Origin of the sequence: Proteiniborus ethanoligenes (genome assembly GCF_900107485.1) — a bacterium.
Taxonomy (GTDB): Bacteria; Bacillota; Clostridia; order Tissierellales; family Proteiniboraceae; genus Proteiniborus; species Proteiniborus ethanoligenes.
Genome location: NZ_FNQE01000017.1, coordinates 56,727 through 75,024, shown reverse-complemented (window position 1 = coordinate 75,024; position 18,298 = coordinate 56,727). Strand labels below are relative to the sequence as shown.

The following is an 18,298-nucleotide window of genomic DNA, read 5'->3' as shown; positions in this document are numbered from 1 at the left end:
GGGCCTTTAGCTCAGTTGGTTAGAGCGTCCGGCTCATAACCGGCAGGTCCGGGGTTCGAGTCCCTGAAGGCCCACCATTTATGACTTAACCCAATTTTTCAAGCGTTAGCGTAGAAGAATTGCTGATAGGTCAAACGCAATGAGCACCAAATTTGCACGACTATAAGGAGTGAACAAATTTGTGATGCGAAACTGCGAAAAATGCCCAGATAGCTCAGTAGGTAGAGCAGGGGACTGAAAATCCCCGTGTCGGTGGTTCGATTCCGCCTCTGGGCACCATGTATAAACCTCTGTCGTTGTGGAATGATGGAGGTTTTTTTCAATCCATTCAATAGACCAAAGAAATTAGGGTCTATTTTTTTATGGAAATTTTGCTGGATATCACAAATAATGAAAAATTCAAATAATATCATATATAAATTGATATATTTAGAATTACAAATAACAATTTATCCCATTAAAGTTTTACTTAGATTTTACACAATCATGCCTTTTTATTTTACTTTCTTGAATTAAAATAAGGTTGTAATAATAAATAAAAAGGAGTGTATGAGATATGAAAAAGTTAATATTATTAATGCTACTTATAATGGTAGTGTCAGTAGCTTTTGTAGGATGTTCAAATTCTGAAACGGGTTTTAATGCAAAAAAAGAAATTTCTGTTATATCTAGAGAAGATGGTTCGGGTACACGAGGTGCATTTATTGAACTACTCCATATTGAAGAGAAAGATAGTAGTGGAAAAAAGGTAGATAATACAACTAAAGAAGCTATTATTGCAAACAAAACAGATGTGATGTTAACTAATGTTTCAGGGGATACTTATGCAATTGGCTATGTTTCTCTAGGGTCATTAAATGACAATGTGAAAGCATTAATGATTGATGATTCTGCTGCAAATGTTGAAAATATAAAAAATGGAAGCTATAAAATTGCTCGTCCCTTCAATATTGCAATAAAAGGTGAAGCAACGGGACTTAAAAAGGATTTTATTGATTTTATATTAAGCTTAGAAGGACAAGCAGTTGTGGCAAAAAGCTATATCCAAATTAATGATAATGCTCCTGTATATAATGGTACAAAGCCAAGTGGTAAGATTGTAGTAGCTGGTTCTTCCTCTGTTACTCCTATTATGGAGAAGCTTAAGGAAGCTTATATAGCTATTAATCCTAATGCAACTATTGAAATCCAACAAAGTGATTCATCTACAGGTATGCAAGCTGCAATAGATGGAACTTGTGATATAGGAATGGCTTCACGTGATTTAAAAGACAGTGAAAAAGAATTGCTAAATTCTATGGAAATAGCTTTGGACGGGATTGCAGTAATTGTAAACAATGAAAACCCACTAAAAAATCTTACAAGTGAAGATGTAAAGAAAATTTTCACTGGCGAATATACTACTTGGGATACAGTATTAAATGGAGATAAATAATATAGAGAATATATATAGATAAAATTACTGCTTTATCATTGTTAAGGAGAAAATTATGAGTAAATATAAAGAAAATATTATGCAAGGTATATTTTTTATAGCAGCATTAACTTCTGTTCTTGGGGTAGCACTAATTTGTATATTTTTATTCGTTAATGGCATTCCAGCCATTGGGAAAATAGGCATGTTTGACTTTTTGCTAGGTAAAAACTGGACTCCTGGAAATGAACCAGCTTCTTATGGAATATTTCCAATGATACTAGGAAGTATTTATGTTACTATGGGGGCACTTATTATAGGTGCTCCAATAGGCATCTTAACTGCTGTTTTTATGGCTAAAATTTGTCCTAAAAATATTTATAAGATATTGAAGCCTGCAGTAGAGCTATTAGCAGGAATACCATCTGTTGTATATGGATTTTTTGGGCTTGTAGTCATTGTTCCCTTTGTTAGAAATGTATTTGGAGGAAATGGAAGCAGTATATTAACAGCATCTATTTTACTTGGAATTATGATATTACCTACTATTATAGAGGTAAGCATATCAGCTATTAAAGCTGTGCCTAATAGCTATTATGAAGGAGCTTTAGCCTTAGGCTCAAGTCGTGAAAAAAGTATATTTTTTGTGATAATTCCTGCTGCAAAGTCAGGAATAGTGGCGGGAATTATACTTGGTATAGGAAGAGCAATTGGTGAAACTATGGCAGTAATTATGGTAGCAGGAAATCAAGCTAGAATGCCTGCAGGCATATTAAAGGGTATTAGAACATTAACAGCCAATATAGTTATCGAAATGGGCTATGCAGCAGAATTGCATAGAGAAGCATTAATTGCCACAGCAGTAGTTCTATTTGTTTTCATTCTTATAATCAACTTTACATTTTCAGCTTTGACAAGGAGGGAGAAATAATGGAGTATATAAACAAGCAATCATTAATTAGCCAATTGAAAACTTATAAGAAAAATCCTTTGTCTTTATTTTTATTCTTATCAGTATTGTTTGCAGCTGTTTTTACATTTTCTGCTCTTCTGTTTTTAGTTGGCTATATATTATTTAAAGGTATTCCCAATCTTTCTCTTGACCTTTTTGCATGGAAATACAACTCAGAAAACGTATCACTCATGCCAGCTTTATTTAATACACTTATTATGGTTTTGTTATCTCTTCTTATATCTGCACCATTAGGAATATTTTCCGCTATTTATTTAGTTGAATATGCTAAGCGAGATAATAAAATAGTTGGAATTATAAGACTAACCTCAGAGACTCTTTCGGGTATCCCCTCTATTGTATATGGGTTATTCGGATTACTTTTTTTCGTAACTACTCTTGGCTGGGGGTTTTCACTGTTAGCTGGGGCATTTACTCTTGCCATTATGATATTACCTCTTATTATGCGAACTACAGAAGAAGCTTTAAAGTCAGTACCTAGTTCATATAGAGAGGGAAGCTTTGGTTTAGGAGCAGGAAAATTGAGAACTATATTTAAAATTGTGCTACCTTCAGCTCTTCCTGGTATATTAGCAGGTATTATTCTTGCTATTGGTAGAATTGTTGGTGAAACAGCAGCACTTATATACACAGCTGGAACAGTAGCAGAAGTTCCATCTAGCCTACTCTCATCTGGACGTACTCTTGCCATTCATATGTATGCCTTGTCTAGTGAAGGACTGCATACTAATGAGGCCTATGCTACTGCTGTAGTTTTGATTATTATTGTTTTATTAATCAACTGGTTTTCGGCATATGTAGCAAAAAAAATAGTGAAAGGATAAATATTTATGGACGATAAATTTAATATTAGAAACTTAGAATTATATTATGGGGATATTTTAGGACTAAAGGATATTAATCTTACATTACAAAGTAATAAGATTACAGCTCTAATAGGCCCGTCAGGCTGTGGAAAATCAACCCTTCTTAAAACCCTTAACCGGATGAATGATTTAGTAGAAGGGTGTAGAATTACTGGAGAAATCTTGCTTGATGGAGAAAACATTTATGGTGATATAGATATTAATCAGCTTAGAAAACGTGTGGGCATGGTGTTTCAAAAGCCTAATTTGTTTCCGATGAGTGTATACGATAACATTGCTTATGGGCCAAGAATTCATGGAATACGTTCAAAAATGGAATTAGATGAAATTGTAGAAACTGCATTGAGAAATGCTGCCATATGGGATGAAGTTAAGGATAGATTAAAAAAAGATGCATTAGGCTTATCTGGTGGACAGCAACAAAGACTTTGTATTGCAAGAGCCTTAGCAATTCAACCAGAGGTATTACTTATGGATGAGCCAACTTCTGCCTTAGATCCTATCTCAACTTCAAAAATCGAAGACCTTGTACTAGAACTTAAAAAGAATTATACTATTATTATAGTTACGCATAATATGCAGCAGGCAGTTAGAGTGTCTGATAAAACTGTTTTTATATTGCTAGGAGAGGTTATTGAATACGGTGCAACTGAGGATATATTTTCTATGCCTAAAGATAAACGCACTGAAGACTATATTACAGGAAGGTTTGGTTAATGACTATGCGTAATAGATTTGATAAAGAATTAGAACTTTTAAATACTGAGCTAATAGAAATGGGTTTACTAATTGAAAATGCCATTGAAAAAGCTGTAGAAGCATTAATAAAAAAAGATGAAAACCTTGCTAAAGAGGCTATTATATTTGATGAAATAATAGATGAAAAAGAAAAAGATATTGAACGCCAATGCCTAAAGCTTTTATTACAACAGCAGCCAGTAGCTACGGATTTAAGATTGATTTCTACAGCGCTAAAAATGATTACTGATATGGAGCGTATAGGAGATCATGCGGCAGATATTTCAGAAATTACTTTAAGATTTATAGATAAGGAATATATTAAAAAGCTAGAGCATGTTCATCAGATGGCAAAGGCAACTATTAAAATGGTGAAGGATAGTATTGATGCCTTTGTAGCTCGTGATTTAGTATTAGCCTATGCTGTTGAGGATTATGATGATGTTGTAGACGATTTATTCAATACAGTGAAAAATGAGCTAATAGATTTAATACGTGAGGATGTTAACAATGGAGAACAGGCAATAGATTTTTTAATGATAGCAAAATACTTTGAACGTATAGGAGATCATGCAGTAAATATTGCTGAATGGGTTGCTTTTTCCATTACAGGGAAACATAAAAATGAAAGGAAATAATTATGATATATATTGTTGAAGACGATGAAAACATAAGAGAATTAGAAAGCTATGCACTGCAAAGTAGTGGGTATTTAGTAAAATCTTTTGAAAACAGTGTAGATTTTTATGCTGCTTGTAAAGAACAATTACCTAATCTTGTTTTATTGGATATTATGTTGCCTAATGAAGATGGACTTAGCATACTTAAAAATTTGCGTGGCCAGAAAAAAACAAAACACATTCCCATTATTATGGTAACTGCTAAAACTACTGAGCTTGACAAGGTTAAAGGACTGGATGCAGGTGCAGATGATTATATTTCTAAACCTTTTGGTGTCATGGAGTTGATATCTCGTGTCAAAGCACTGCTTAGGCGAACAAATCAAGAAGACAATAAAAAAATATTAAGCTATGGTAACATTATGCTAGATGATGAAAGGCATATAGTAACAATAAATGGTGAGGACTGTCAGCTAACATACAAGGAATTTGAGCTACTAAAATATTTACTCTACAATCAAGGGATTGTACTATCAAGAGAAAGAATAATGGAACAGGTATGGGGCTTTGAATTTGAAGGAGAAAGCAGAACTGTAGACATGCATATAAAAACACTTCGACAAAAGCTGGGGGAAAGCGGGAAAGTAATTAAAACTATACGAAATGTCGGTTATAAAATAGGAGACTAGTATGAAAAAAAAGATTAATTTTCATTTATACCTTATTGGTGGAGTATCCATCATACTTACTACAATTTTTATTACCTTTATTTTCTATGGCCTTTTCCAGCAACAAGTGAAAAGAGATTTAAAAAACTATGGACAATTATTGGCACAAAACTATACACTCTCAAGCAATAGCATTATGTTTAAAGAAAAGGTTATGGGAGATTTACGTATCACTATTGTAAAACAAAATGGTGAAGTTGTTTTTGAGAGTTATGCTGATGTATCTCAAATGGATAATCATGGTAACCGCCCGGAAATAATAGATGCTGTGAATCGTGGAGAAGGCAACTCTGTTAGATATTCAAGTACTTTAGAGAATGACACTTTTTACTATGCTTTATTATTAAAGGATGGCAATATATTACGTGTTTCAAAACAAACACACAGCATAATGACACTTTTTTTAGGCATCCTTCCTTTAGTAGTTGGACTTGCAACTATAATATTCCTATTATGCCTTATACTCTCTCAAGTTTTGACTAGAAGGATTATTACTCCAATCGAAAAAATGGCTGAAAATATAGAGGCATTAGAAGAAAACATTGCTTATGACGAACTGATACCCTTTGCTAGAACCATAAAAATGCAAAACAATCATATTCTTAAGCAGATGGAGTATTTAGAGCAAGAAAAAAATAAAATTCAGATGATAACAGATAATATGTCTGAAGGTCTCATATTATTGAACAATGATAAAAACATATTAACTATTAATAACAGTGCAATCTATTTATTATCTGAAAAGGAGAAAGATTATATAGGCAAAAATATTTTGTATCTATCACGTAACGAGCAGCTAAATAATATTATAAATTCTGCTGCAGATGGAGAGAGTAGCTCTGCCTATATTTTCGTAGAAGACAAGCATCTTGAGGCTTTTGCTAACCCTGTTTATTATAAAGAAAATATGGTAGGTCTTATGTGCCTACTATTAGATGTTACTGAAAAAAAAGAAAGCGAAAAAATCAGACGAGAATTTACTGCTAATGTTTCTCATGAATTGAAAACTCCATTAACTTCTATTTTAGGATATGCATGGCTGATTAAAAATGGTGTAGCAAAACAAGAGGATATTAAAAACTTTGCAGATAGAATACACCATGATGCCAATCGACTTATTTTGCTCATAAACGATATCATTAAGCTGTCTGAATTAGATGATCCTAGAAAAGATATGAACTTGGAAGGAGTAGATTTATATGAGATAGCTAAGGAATGCGTTAGTTCACTTTCTGTTTCCGCTCAAAATAAAGAGGTTTCCTTAGAAGTTGTAGGAGAGTCTCATAAAGTGATTGCTAATCGTAGCATGATGGAAGAGCTTATTTATAATCTTTGCGATAATGCTATTCGTTATAATAAACCTTCTGGAAAAGTGACGATAACAGTAAAAGCCGAGAAGGAGAACATTATATTGTCAGTTGAAGATACTGGCATTGGAATTCCTAAAGAGCATCAGAGTCGAATTTTTGAACGGTTTTATTGTGTTGATAAAAGTCGTTTAAAGGCTACGGGAGGAACAGGACTTGGGCTTTCAATTGTTAAGCATATTGTGCAGCAGCATAATGCAAAGCTAGTATTAGATAGTGCTGTTAACCTTGGTACTAAAATTACGATTACTTTTATGAAGTAGTAAATAAGAAAACCTTATACTTTGATTATAAAATACTGCTTAAGTTTTAAAATGACAAGGCAGTATTTTAATTTGCTCTAAAACGCATAGCTATTCTTTAATAGCAACAACAAGAGTTGTTTGATATAATTTAATAATACAGTTAAGAATTGTCACAACTGCATGATTCATAAGAAAGGGAAGATTTAAGTGGAAATAATAAGAAATACATTAAATGAGCAAATAAATATTCCAGCTAGTTTAAAGGATAAAATACTAGATAAAAAATTCTGTTTTTTAGATATAGAGACTACAGGCTTTAGTAGAATAAGCAACTATATTATATTAATAGGAGCTCTATATATAAATGGAGAAAACTTAGAAATAGTTCAATTTTTTGCAGAAGGAGATAATGAGGAAAAAAACTTATTAGATAGTTTTAAAAGCTTTATATCTGATTTTGACATAATCATAACATTTAATGGAGATTCCTTTGATATACCCTTTATTAATTCTAGGCTCAATCATCATGGCATTAAATACAATATTAAAAATGATAAAGGTATTGATATACTAAAGATTGTTAGAAGAAAAAAAGACCTGCTTGGTTTACAAAAATATAATTTAAAAAGCATAGAAAGATTTCTAGGAATTGAAAGAGAAGATACTATAAGCGGCAAAGAAAGCGTTGAAATGTACTATGAGTATATAAAAACAAAAGATGTTAGGAAAAAGGACATTATTTTAAGACACAATTACGAAGATATATATAACCTACCTAAAATTTTAAAAATTCTTGATATTATAGATATAAAAAGTAAAATCAATATAAATACTAAATACAGAAATAAGGATATGCAAATAACTGTTGAAATAGACAATATTAAATATGAGGGAAGTATGATGATAATGAAAGGCCTTACTACTTCTTTTGCTACATTAGATGAAGTGCATTATGGAGATTCTCATGTGTTTAAATGGTATCCAAGAATAGGAGCATATGAAATAAGCCTACAGATTAAGAATGGTAAGCTTTCAGATGGTAGTAAATGCGTTTTTACTGATTACAGTATATTTAATTTGCCTATGCAGGAATTCAATAAGCTAGATTATAAGCTACCAGACAATATTATAATATTTGAACACAATGGACATTTCATAAGGGATAATATAGAATCATTTATAAAATGCTTTTGGGACAGCTTGTTCACTCAACGATAGAGAAGGGAGATATTAAATGAGCAGCAAGGATTATATATTGGGTTTAAAAAAAATAGTTCATGAAGAACTAGAAAAGACATATATAGAACTAATAGATGGATATATAAATAATGTAAGAAGCATTTTGTTTTTTATAGGCAAGTCTATATTATGTATCAAACATTTAAGGGATAATACCCCTTCAATAATACATGAAGTTGATTTGAAACTTATTGAAAAAACTTATGATAGACTATTTTATTATACTTACTGCCATGAAGAAAAACTATTTGCAAATAATGAAGTACTAACTAGGGATTTTAAATCTAAAATCATATCTAAGTTAATTGATATAAGTGATGATGAAATTAAAGACTTTTCATTAGGACAAATCTATGAAGCATTCATAACTAATAAACAGAAAAAATCCCTAGGACAAGTGTATACACCAGGTTACATAGTTAAACATATGGTTTCTTTAGGAATAACAGATGATACAATACTAAATAACCCTTATCTTAGAATAGTAGATCCAGCTTGTGGGGGAGGATATTTTTTGATAGGGGCCTATGAAAGACTAAAGAGTATATTTGAAAAGAATTACTCGTCTATAATAGCGGGTCATCCAGAAATAAAAGATGAAATAGGCAACAATATTCACTCTTTTATAATTAGGAACAACCTTCACGGATACGATATTGATGATTTTGCAGTTTATATGACAAAGATTTCACTAACACTTAAAGGAGACTTAAAAGACAATATCCAACCAAATGTTTTTAAAAGAGATATATTATTAGAGCAAAACAAAGATTTAGTAGATATTATTCAAGAAAAAGCTTCGAGTGATGAATCTATAGGGAAATTTGATTTGGTAATTGGAAATCCCCCTTATATAGGTCATAAAAGTGTAGATAAGGATTATAGAAAAAAACTTAAAGACTATTACTATGATGTCTATTCAGATAAGGCCGATGTTTCCTACTGCTTTTTCAAAAAAGCATATGAACTTCTTGAGAAACAAGGGAAATTGCTCTTTATTACATCTAGATATTTTATTGAAGCTCCTTCAGCAGTAGGGTTAAGAAGCTTTATTAAAAAATATTATTATATTAATAGGATAATAGATTTTTATGGGCAGAATATTTTCAAAGGAGTAGGCATAAGTCCTGTAATTGTAGAATGTACAAAAGATCATGGGATAAATAACAGAATTATAATAAATAGGTTTAAGAATGATAGCCTGTCAAGAAAGATGGTTTTAGATTTTAGCTATGACTTTGATGAATATTATGTAGGCCAAAATGAACTAAAGGAGAGCGGCTGGTTATTGGTAAGTAAAGAAGAGAGGGAACTATTCTATAAAATTCATAGCCAAGGCTTATATTCATTAGATTTAATATGTGAATGTAATCAGGGTATTATTACAGGATATGATAAGGCTTTTATAGTTGATATGGACATTATAGAAAAAAACAATCTTGAGAGTAAATTATTAAAGCCATGGATAAAAAATAGTGAGGTAAGAAAATACAGGGGTATTAATAATAAAAGATATATTTTGTATACAGATTTAATTGAAGAACCAGATAATTACAGAAATGCTATATCTCATATAAAACCTTTTAAAGAAAGGCTTGAAAGCAGAAGAGAGTGTGTAAAAGGTATTAGAGAGTGGTATCAGCTACAATGGGGAAGAGACTTAAGTATATTTAATAAACCTAGGATTTTTTTCCCATTTAAAGCATCGTCAAATGAGTTTACAATAGTATATGAAGAAGCTTGTTGTAGTGCAGATGTTTACATTTTAAGTGTAAAAGATAATTATAATGATGAAATATCTATTGAATACTTGGCTGCTTTTTTAAATTCTTTGATTTTTGAATTTTATTTTAAGTCAGTAGGAAAAAAGCTAAATGAAAATATGTATGAATATTATCCTAACAAGCTTATGTCATTAAGGATAAAACTAGGCTCAAATAGAGATGTAATAGAAGAAAAGGTAAAAAAAATTATGGACTATTATAATATTCTCCAGCAGCTAGATGATTTTAGGGGAGAAGAATTGCCTGGTGAAGATATTGAGAAATTAAATAAAGAAATAAACAAGGAAATTAGCTACATTGACAGTTACTTTTTTAGCCTTTATGAGCTTAGCCTTTATGAGATTAGAACTATAGAGAAGGCTTTCAAAGATCAGAATTAATATATCTGAAATCGAGAGAAACACATTTTTAAGGAGGTATTTAACTTGAAACATAAGAAAACAATTATTGTAATATTGTTTAGCCTTATTTTGATATTTTCTTCTAGCATAGGGCTGGCTAGAGTTTATTTTTATGATATCTATGGGCATTGGGCAGAAGATTCTATAATGTGGGGTGCTAATACTGTAAAGCTGTTGAATGGATATGAAGATGGCTCCTTCAATCCAGACGGATATATTAGCAGAGCTGAGTATATATCCTTACTTTATAGAACAGCAAAAAAGCAAGGAATTATTGATGATGTAAGAACAGACCTTGAATATTCAGATTTAGACTATAGCTTTTGGGGCTATGACCATATTTCTATGGTTAAGTCATATATAGACAATAAAAGCTATGATGTAAAGTTTAATAGCATTTTTTCGGGGAAATCTTTTTATCCAAATGACAAGATTACTAGAGAAGAAGCCACAATTTTAACTTACTTTTTCACATTACCACCCGTTGCTTTAAAAGACTTAAATTTTAATGATATTGATAATAATTACAAATACTTTAATGAAATAAAATCTATAACAAATAATGGAATAATTTCTGGTTATCCTGATGGAGCCTTTAGACCTAAAAACAATATTACTAGAGGAGAAGCAGTGACCATTATCAAGAGACTGTTTTCTGAAGTAGAATATCAGAAAAAATCTTATATTGAAGATATTAAATTGATCGAAAGCTCAGATAAAGTTAACTATCCTTTGTTTGGAGATTATTTTAATACTCAGCTTAGTAAAGATGATTTGCTTTATAAAAGGGCTATAGAAACTATGGAGTATGTTTCACTAGCAGGAGTAATCCCTTTTGAAGAAAGACATTTATATGATACTAATCCAATGAAGACCATGGAAGAGCTCAAGAATAATAATTATAGCAATATTATTGGAACTAATTATTATCTTATTAAAAATGGAAGTAGGGCTTATAATGATAAAGTAAAGTTAGCAAACGAAATTTTCCAAGCCTATATAAATGGTGCTCAAGTTACCAATAGTGAGGCAAGTATTATTTTTAAAGAATTTTCAGGCCTAGTAGAAAGTAATGAATTAATCATAGAGGCCTTAGAGCTCTGGGAAAATACATCTTCAAGTGAAGAGGTATACAACAATGCTGTATTTATGAGGTCTAAAGTTTATTTAGCAGAAGGCCAAGGAAAGGATGCAATGGAATTATATAAAGATATGAATAGCTTAAGGCCTAATATAAGAACTATTCAGCTAATGAATCAAGGCTATGTTTTAGCTAGTTATAATGAATATGACATAGCAGAAAATATTCTTAGAGAAGGCTGGGAACAAGTAAAAAAATTAGATGGTTATATCATAAATCAAAAAAACTATGATGAACAATTTATTGGAGCTTTAAAAGAAATACTTAGCTTAAAAGAAAACACATTATAAAAAAGTTTCTGTATAAAAAACCCTTACTAAAGGGTTTTTTTACTTTTGTGTTATAAATACAAGACATTATGCCCATAATATATTAGTGAGATTGGAGGGATAGCATGTCTTATAAAGTTGGGATTCCACAAAGCCTTTTTTTCTATGATTATTATCCATTGTGGAAAGAATTTTTTAATGAGCTTGGAGCTGAAGTAGTTGTTTCTTCAAAAACAAACAAATCAATCTTAAACAGTGGCGTGTCAAGCTGTGTAGATGAAGCCTGTCTTCCTGTAAAGGTATATCATGGTCATGTAAATGAATTAAAAGACAAGGTAGATTACATATTTATACCTAAACTAATCAGTATTCATAAAAGAGAATATGGGTGTCCAAAATATTTAGGATTACCTGAAATGATTAAGCACTCAATTTATGACCTGCCTATTTGTATAGACGTAAAGGTAGATTTGAAAAAATCAAACTTCAAAATGGTTTCAACAGTTGTAGAAGCTGGGAAATATATTAGTCCAAATCTTATTAAAATAAAAAAGGCATATAATATAGCTTATAGCCACTATCAAAACTACAAAAAACTCATTAATAAAGGGGTAATACCAATTGAGGCTATTAAAATTTACAATAGTGCAACTAAAGCTATAACAACTACGAATAACAAAGAGCTTAAGCTCATGTTAGTTGGACATCCATATAATTTATATGATGAATATACTAATATGAGCCTTATAAAAAAGCTATGGAGTAAGGGAATTAATATTATTACTCCAGAAATGATAGACAAGGATAAGTCTAATTACTATTCATCCACTATATCTAAAAGAATGTTTTGGAGTTTTGGTAGAAGAATTATAGGTTCGTCATTTTACTCAATTCATGAAAAAAATATAGATGGAATTATTTATATTTCTGCATTTGGCTGTGGAATTGATTCAATATTAATTGATATAGTCCAAAGAGAAGCACGAAAATCTGGTATTCCTTTTACCTTGCTGACAATTGATGAGCATACAGGAGAAGCTGGTATAAATACTAGGATAGAAGCATTTGTAGACATGATTAAAAGGAGAAAGATAAATGAAAATTACATTTCCACACATGGGTAATACATATATTGCTGTAAAGGGATTACTTGAGGATTTAGGAAATGAAGTAATATTAGCACCTAGATGTAGTAAAAAAACTTTAGAGCTAGGAACTAAGCATTCACCAGAGACAATATGTTTGCCTCTAAAAATAAATATTGGTAATTATATTGAAAGTATAGAAAAGGGAGCAGATACTATAATAATTACAGGTAGCTGTGGACCATGTAGATTTGGTTTCTATCCTCTCATGGAAAAAGAAATTTTAAAAGATTTAGGATATGATGTGAACCTTATAGTATTTGACCCTCCTGATGGGAAACCAATGGTTCTAATAAAAAGAATATTTGAAGCTATGAATACATCAAATCTCTATAAAATAATTAGAAGCGGAAAAAGAGCCTATGAAATATTAAGTCGTGCAGATGAATTAACAGACTTAGCAAATAAAAAGCGTCCAATAGCAGTAAATAAGTTTAAAGTAGATACAATAATGGAAAATTTTTATAGTAATATAGAGAATGCACATGGAGTAAAAAACATATTAGATCTCATTAATACAACTAAGCTAAGGTTAAATGATATAGAATTAGAAAATGAAAAAAGGCCCATTAAGATTGGCATAATAGGAGAAATATATACAATTATTGAACCCTTTGTAAATTTATACATTGAAAGAAAGCTTGGGCATTTAGGAGTGGAGGTAGAAAAATCTTTGACTCCAAGCAACTGGGCAAAACATCACATTTTTGCTTTTCCATTTGGGTCAGCTGAGGAAAAAAGCAAATGGAGAGCTGCTAAGCCATATTTAAACACATTGGTAGGGGGACATGGAAGAGAGACTATAGGCAGTGCGATCCAATATGCACAAAGAGACTTTGACGGATTAATACAAATATTTCCTTTAACCTGCATGCCTGAAATTGTTGCAGAAAGTATTCTTCCTACTATCCAAAAGGATTACAACATCCCTATACTTACATTAGTAGTAGATGAAATGACAGGAGAGGCAGGCTATCTAACTAGACTGGAAGCCTTTGTAGATCTATTGAAGAAAAGAAGGGAGGAAAAGGATATTGAAGGAATGTTATTTAGGGGTTGACGTAGGCTCTGTAAGCACAAATATTGTATTGATTGATGATGATGGAAACATTTTGCTTAAAAAATATGTAAGAACACAAGGTAAACCTATAGAGATTTTGCAAAAGGGACTCAAAGAGATAAAAAATGAAATGGAAGATTTAACAATAAAGGGTGTAGGAGCCACAGGTAGTGGCAGATATTTAGCTAATATGATATTAGGTGCAGATGTAGTAAAAAACGAAATAACATCTCATGCTGTTGCCTCAATAAAATATGTTCCTAGTGTTAGAGCTATATTAGAAATAGGAGGACAAGATTCTAAGATAATTTTATTAAGAGATGGAGTTGTAAACGATTTTGCAATGAATACCGTTTGTGCAGCAGGTACAGGCTCGTTCTTAGACAGACAGGCTTCTAGGCTTGGTATACATATAGAAGAGTTTGGTAAGCTTGCACTAAAATCTAAAAATCCTGTTAGGATTGCTGGGAGATGTGCAGTTTTTGCTGAATCTGATATGATTCATAAACAACAGCTAGGACATAATCAAGAAGATATAGCAAGGGGCTTATGTGAAGCCTTGGTTAGAAATTATTTAAACAATGTTGGCAAGGGAAAGGAGATCTTAGATACAGTAGTATTTCAAGGTGGGGTAGCAGCAAATGCAGGAATAAAAAAAGCTTTTGAAGATGCTCTTAATACTGAAATTATAGTACCAGAGAACTTTGATGTTATGGGAGCTATTGGAGTTGCTCTTCTTTCAAAGGAAGAAGTAAAGGTGAAGGGTAAAACTAGTTTCAGAGGCTTGAGTATTTCTGAAACTCCATACAGGGTTAAAGGCTTTGAATGCAATGATTGCTCAAATATGTGCGAAGTAATAGAAATAATTGCTAATGAATATATTATAGCTAGATATGGAGATAAATGTGGAAAATGGACTGGACAACTGGCATCATCAAATAAAAACCTAGCTTGAAACGGATACCAAAGGTATCTGTTTTTTTTGTATGATGACGAAAAAAATATGGATGTGCTATAATATTATTATTAACTGCAGAAGAAGGGATGACTAAATGAGCAACAATATATGTAATAATAATATTTTAAGCGAAAAAGATATGAAAAAACAGAAATGGGACTATAAATCTACTCTTAAAAAAGGTTTTTTTAGTGGATTATCAACTACCTGGGAGCTAACTAAAATAATTGTTCCTGTGTTTTTTGCTGTTACAATTTTAAAGCATACACAGCTATTAGAGTATCTATCAAATTTATTTAAACCTTTTATGGATATATTAGGTTTACCAGGCGAGGCTGCAATAGTGTTAGTTTTAGGGAATACGGTCAATTTATACGCTGCTATAGGTGCAATAGCAGGCCTTACTCTGACATCAAAAGAAATTACAATTATAGCAGTTATGCTTTCTTTTTCACATAGCCTGTTTATGGAAACTGCTGTAGCTAAAAAGACAGGTATAAGTGTAGTATTGGTTTTGATAATTAGGCTATCACTCGCTATAATTTCTGGGCTTGTGCTAAATATTCTCTTATAATGGAGGCTTAAAAATGAACTTAGTAGATATACTCAAAGAAGGAACCTTTGGAAGTCTTAGCTCTGTTATTAACATAGGAAAGATAGTTATACCATTAATGATTATAATTCAGATATTAAAGGACCTGAATATATTAAGGAAGTTATCAAACAGGATGAAGCCTGTTGCAAGACTTTTAGGAGTTTCAGAGGAATCAACCTTTCCAATTATGATAGGCTTGATTCTTGGTCTTTCATATGGAGCAGGGGTAATAATTAATAGTGCTAAAGAAGGCAACCTAAACAAAAAAGATTTATATCTTATAGTAATTTTCTTAATAGCTTGTCATTCTGTTTTTGAAGACACACTCCTTTTTGTTGCAATGGGCGCAAATGGATGGCTATTATTAGGTATTAGAATAATAACAGCAATAATATTAACTTCTTTTACTGCAAGATATATTAATAAAGCATTATTTAAGTCCTAATTTTTTGCAAAAAGAAGGTTTTTTTTGATATATATAGAACTATTACAGTAGATTTTAGTCAGAAAAGGGGAGATATATATGTCGCTCTTAAAAGTTAAGGAAGTAACACCAGGCATGGTACTTAACAAGGATGTAGAGAATACCAAAACAGGTGCAATATTATTAGCTAGTGGTACAGTATTAAATCGTAACAACCTAACAACATTGAAAAACTTAGGAGTAGAGTATGTAGACATATATGAAAGCCAAAGTATAAAAGATAATTACTTAATTATTGATGATGATAAATTTATAGATACTTACAATGCTTTTGCTGATAAAACTAAAAATATATTAAGTAATGCTAGATTTGGGAAAAAGATTGTTGTAAATGAAATAGGTGAAATAGCAAATGAAATGATAGATGAGATTGTAAAGAGTAATAATATACTAGGCAGGCTGAGGCTTATAGAAGAAGATAATGATTACACATTTCAGCATTCTCTTGATGTTAGTATGTTAGCCGTAATGATTGGCAAATGGTTAGGCTATTCTAGTATAGAGCTAAAGCAAATCTCTCTTGCAGGTTTGTTTCATGATATAGGGAAAGTAAAAATCTCTAATGATATAATGTACAAGCCTTGTAAATTGACTGAAAGCGAATTTGAATTAGTAAAAAAACATACAATTTTTGGATATAGCATATTAGATGAAACCATAGGAATTAGTAAAAACATTGCCTACGCTGCATTACAGCACCATGAAAGGGAGGACGGAAGTGGCTACCCCCTTGGAGTAAAGTCAGAGAAAATCCATGAATATGCAAAAATAGTTGCTGTATGTGATATTTTTGATGCTATGACTACTAAAAGAATATATAAGGACAAGCAGTCTCCATTCTTAGTAGCAGAACATATAATAAGCAGTAGCTTTGGTGTACTAGATCCTAGGATTGCTACAATATTTACTAACAATATATCTAAGTTTTATGTAGGAAATATTATAAAGCTTAACACTGGAGAAATTGGAGAAATTATTTATGTTCACAAGCAAGTGCCTACAAGACCAATAGTAAAAGTAGAAGATAAATTTATAGATTTATTAAATGAAAAAGACAAGTATATATTAGATGTGATTAATTAACCTTTAAAGCTCAAATCCTTAAGGATTTGAGCTTTAATTTAGTTTGTTGTTCTTATTCTAAGCTTTCTACTTCAGCACTTTCTGCTGTACAGTGACGAGGCTTTTTGCCATCAATTTGTCTAGGGAAGAGACTTGGGAAAGTAGAGCAGATTGGTGATTCTTCAGCAGATAATACAGGAAAACCTGTTGATAAAACACATAGCTGAACAGGTACTATTATTTTCTTTTCGCATGTTACACATAATGCTATTAGCAAGCTAATTCTAACAACACCAGTAGTTGGATTAACTACAATATCTCTTGCTATGCTGTTTGTTGCAAGCCTTACTTCACAAGCAATGTTGCAAAACTCTGTAAACCTTGGAAGAAAAGCCCCTTCAAATACTGATGGTAAACATAGCTCAAAGAAATTTGTCAATAAAAGTGGATTTTCTGCTGTACCTACTGGCACATTTGCAGTTAATGTAGCTACACATTCCTTATCACAGTCATCAGTAAATAAAACATCGATTTCTATTATTACATTACCTGTTATTCTGATGTTTTGTGTTCCAAATATAGGTGTTCCTTTACCAAGCTCATCACAATCATGTGTATCAGTGTAAACTAATCTTTCACTAGCAAAACCATCAGGTCCTATTGCAGTCACAGGAATTCCATTTGCTGTCTCAACAAACTCTGCACCTGAAAGGGTAGTATCAGGGTTTGCTACTAGATTTTCAGGGTCATTGATATTGCCAGGATTGAAAAATTTTCTACATCTAATATCTAGTACTCTTATAATTCTTGCTCCCCTGCCTAGGGCTGGAGAAAATGTTTGATTAGCAACAGTTCTTATTGCTTGAAGATTAAATAGCTTAGCATCATATACCTTTTGGACGTATATAGGTTCGGTTACAATTTTTTTAAGATTACCATCAAAGGGACCACATCCAGTAGTAGCATTACAACATCTATCAGGTAAGCTAAGGTTTATCGGTCCAGATTTATTGCCACAAGACATAACTAATCCTCCTTTTTTAAAAGATGAATGTATTTCTTAATTCCAATATATTCCTTGTCAAAAATTGTGTTACATGCATGACTTATAATGTAATATTTTTAATAGTAAAAAAATATAATTATATGAAAGGGAATATTATGAATTATATAATATTTTATGAATTAAAGCTTTGAGAGGTTACAGAA

Annotated in this window: 17 protein-coding genes and 2 tRNA genes; 18 read left to right on the top strand and 1 reads right to left on the bottom strand. The window is 31.5% G+C overall.

Annotation, left to right across the window (positions count from 1 at the left end):
- The 18 genes from BLV37_RS08495 (at position 1) to BLV37_RS08410 (ending at position 17,110) form a co-directional block, all read left to right on the top strand.
- Positions 1-77 (top strand) — tRNA-Ile (locus BLV37_RS08495).
- A gap of 126 nt (positions 78-203) precedes the next feature.
- A tRNA-Phe gene (locus BLV37_RS08490) sits at positions 204-279 on the top strand.
- Between the two features lie 277 nt (positions 280-556).
- A complete protein-coding gene (locus BLV37_RS08485) occupies positions 557-1,435 on the top strand; it encodes a substrate-binding domain-containing protein (RefSeq protein ID WP_091729994.1) in 879 nt (292 codons plus the stop codon).
- 55 nt (positions 1,436-1,490) lie between these two features.
- Positions 1,491-2,345 carry a phosphate ABC transporter permease subunit PstC gene (pstC, locus tag BLV37_RS08480; RefSeq protein ID WP_091729992.1) on the top strand — a complete coding sequence of 285 codons (855 nt, stop codon included), beginning with the start codon at positions 1,491-1,493 and terminating at the stop codon, positions 2,343-2,345.
- Positions 2,345-3,211, top strand: coding sequence for a phosphate ABC transporter permease PstA (pstA, locus tag BLV37_RS08475; RefSeq protein ID WP_091729990.1), 867 nt, complete (start codon positions 2,345-2,347; stop codon positions 3,209-3,211). Before pstC ends, pstA begins: the two co-directional genes overlap by 1 nt.
- Before the next feature lie 6 nt (positions 3,212-3,217).
- Positions 3,218-3,970, top strand: coding sequence for a phosphate ABC transporter ATP-binding protein PstB (gene pstB, locus BLV37_RS08470; RefSeq protein WP_091729988.1), 753 nt, complete (start codon positions 3,218-3,220; stop codon positions 3,968-3,970).
- Between the two features lie 5 nt (positions 3,971-3,975).
- The gene (gene phoU / locus BLV37_RS08465) at positions 3,976-4,629 is read left to right on the top strand and encodes a phosphate signaling complex protein PhoU (protein WP_091730004.1); all 654 of its coding nucleotides are present in this window, start codon (positions 3,976-3,978) and stop codon (positions 4,627-4,629) included.
- A 2-nt stretch (positions 4,630-4,631) separates the two neighbouring features.
- A complete protein-coding gene (locus BLV37_RS08460) occupies positions 4,632-5,300 on the top strand; it encodes a response regulator transcription factor (RefSeq protein WP_342026602.1) in 669 nt (222 codons plus the stop codon).
- A gap of 1 nt (position 5,301) precedes the next feature.
- On the top strand, positions 5,302-6,969 hold the full coding sequence (locus BLV37_RS08455) for a sensor histidine kinase (RefSeq protein WP_091729985.1): 1,668 nt from the start codon (positions 5,302-5,304) through the stop codon (positions 6,967-6,969).
- A gap of 189 nt (positions 6,970-7,158) precedes the next feature.
- Positions 7,159-8,169 (top strand): ribonuclease H-like domain-containing protein, encoded by a 1,011-nt coding sequence (locus tag BLV37_RS08450; RefSeq protein WP_091729982.1) that lies wholly within the window; start codon positions 7,159-7,161, stop codon positions 8,167-8,169.
- Between the two features lie 16 nt (positions 8,170-8,185).
- On the top strand, positions 8,186-10,354 hold the full coding sequence (locus BLV37_RS08445; protein ID WP_091729979.1) for an Eco57I restriction-modification methylase domain-containing protein: 2,169 nt from the start codon (positions 8,186-8,188) through the stop codon (positions 10,352-10,354).
- Between the two features lie 45 nt (positions 10,355-10,399).
- The gene (locus tag BLV37_RS08440) at positions 10,400-11,806 is read left to right on the top strand and encodes an S-layer homology domain-containing protein (RefSeq protein ID WP_091729977.1); all 1,407 of its coding nucleotides are present in this window, start codon (positions 10,400-10,402) and stop codon (positions 11,804-11,806) included.
- Positions 11,807-11,910: 104 nt separating this feature from the next.
- On the top strand, positions 11,911-12,909 hold the full coding sequence (locus BLV37_RS08435; protein WP_091729975.1) for an acyl-CoA dehydratase activase-related protein: 999 nt from the start codon (positions 11,911-11,913) through the stop codon (positions 12,907-12,909).
- Complete coding sequence (locus BLV37_RS08430) at positions 12,881-13,990, top strand: acyl-CoA dehydratase activase-related protein (RefSeq protein WP_091729973.1); 1,110 nt, start codon at positions 12,881-12,883, stop codon at positions 13,988-13,990. Before BLV37_RS08435 ends, BLV37_RS08430 begins: the two co-directional genes overlap by 29 nt.
- Positions 13,965-14,945 (top strand): acyl-CoA dehydratase activase, encoded by a 981-nt coding sequence (locus tag BLV37_RS08425; protein ID WP_091729972.1) that lies wholly within the window; start codon positions 13,965-13,967, stop codon positions 14,943-14,945. Before BLV37_RS08430 ends, BLV37_RS08425 begins: the two co-directional genes overlap by 26 nt.
- 97 nt (positions 14,946-15,042) lie before the next feature.
- A complete protein-coding gene (locus BLV37_RS08420) occupies positions 15,043-15,522 on the top strand; it encodes a nucleoside recognition domain-containing protein (protein ID WP_244270502.1) in 480 nt (159 codons plus the stop codon).
- Positions 15,523-15,535: 13 nt separating this feature from the next.
- Positions 15,536-15,988: a nucleoside recognition domain-containing protein gene (locus tag BLV37_RS08415; protein WP_091729969.1), complete on the top strand. Its 453-nt coding sequence runs from the start codon at positions 15,536-15,538 to the stop codon at positions 15,986-15,988.
- Positions 15,989-16,066: 78 nt separating this feature from the next.
- Entirely contained in the window at positions 16,067-17,110 is a 1,044-nt protein-coding gene (locus BLV37_RS08410) for an HD-GYP domain-containing protein (protein ID WP_091729967.1), read from the top strand.
- A gap of 52 nt (positions 17,111-17,162) precedes the next feature.
- Here BLV37_RS08410 and BLV37_RS08405 read toward each other — a convergent pair whose 3' ends face one another.
- Positions 17,163-18,113, bottom strand: a complete 951-nt coding sequence (locus BLV37_RS08405) for a hypothetical protein (RefSeq protein WP_091729964.1) — start codon at positions 18,111-18,113, stop codon at positions 17,163-17,165.
- Between the last annotated feature and the right edge of the window lie 185 nt (positions 18,114-18,298).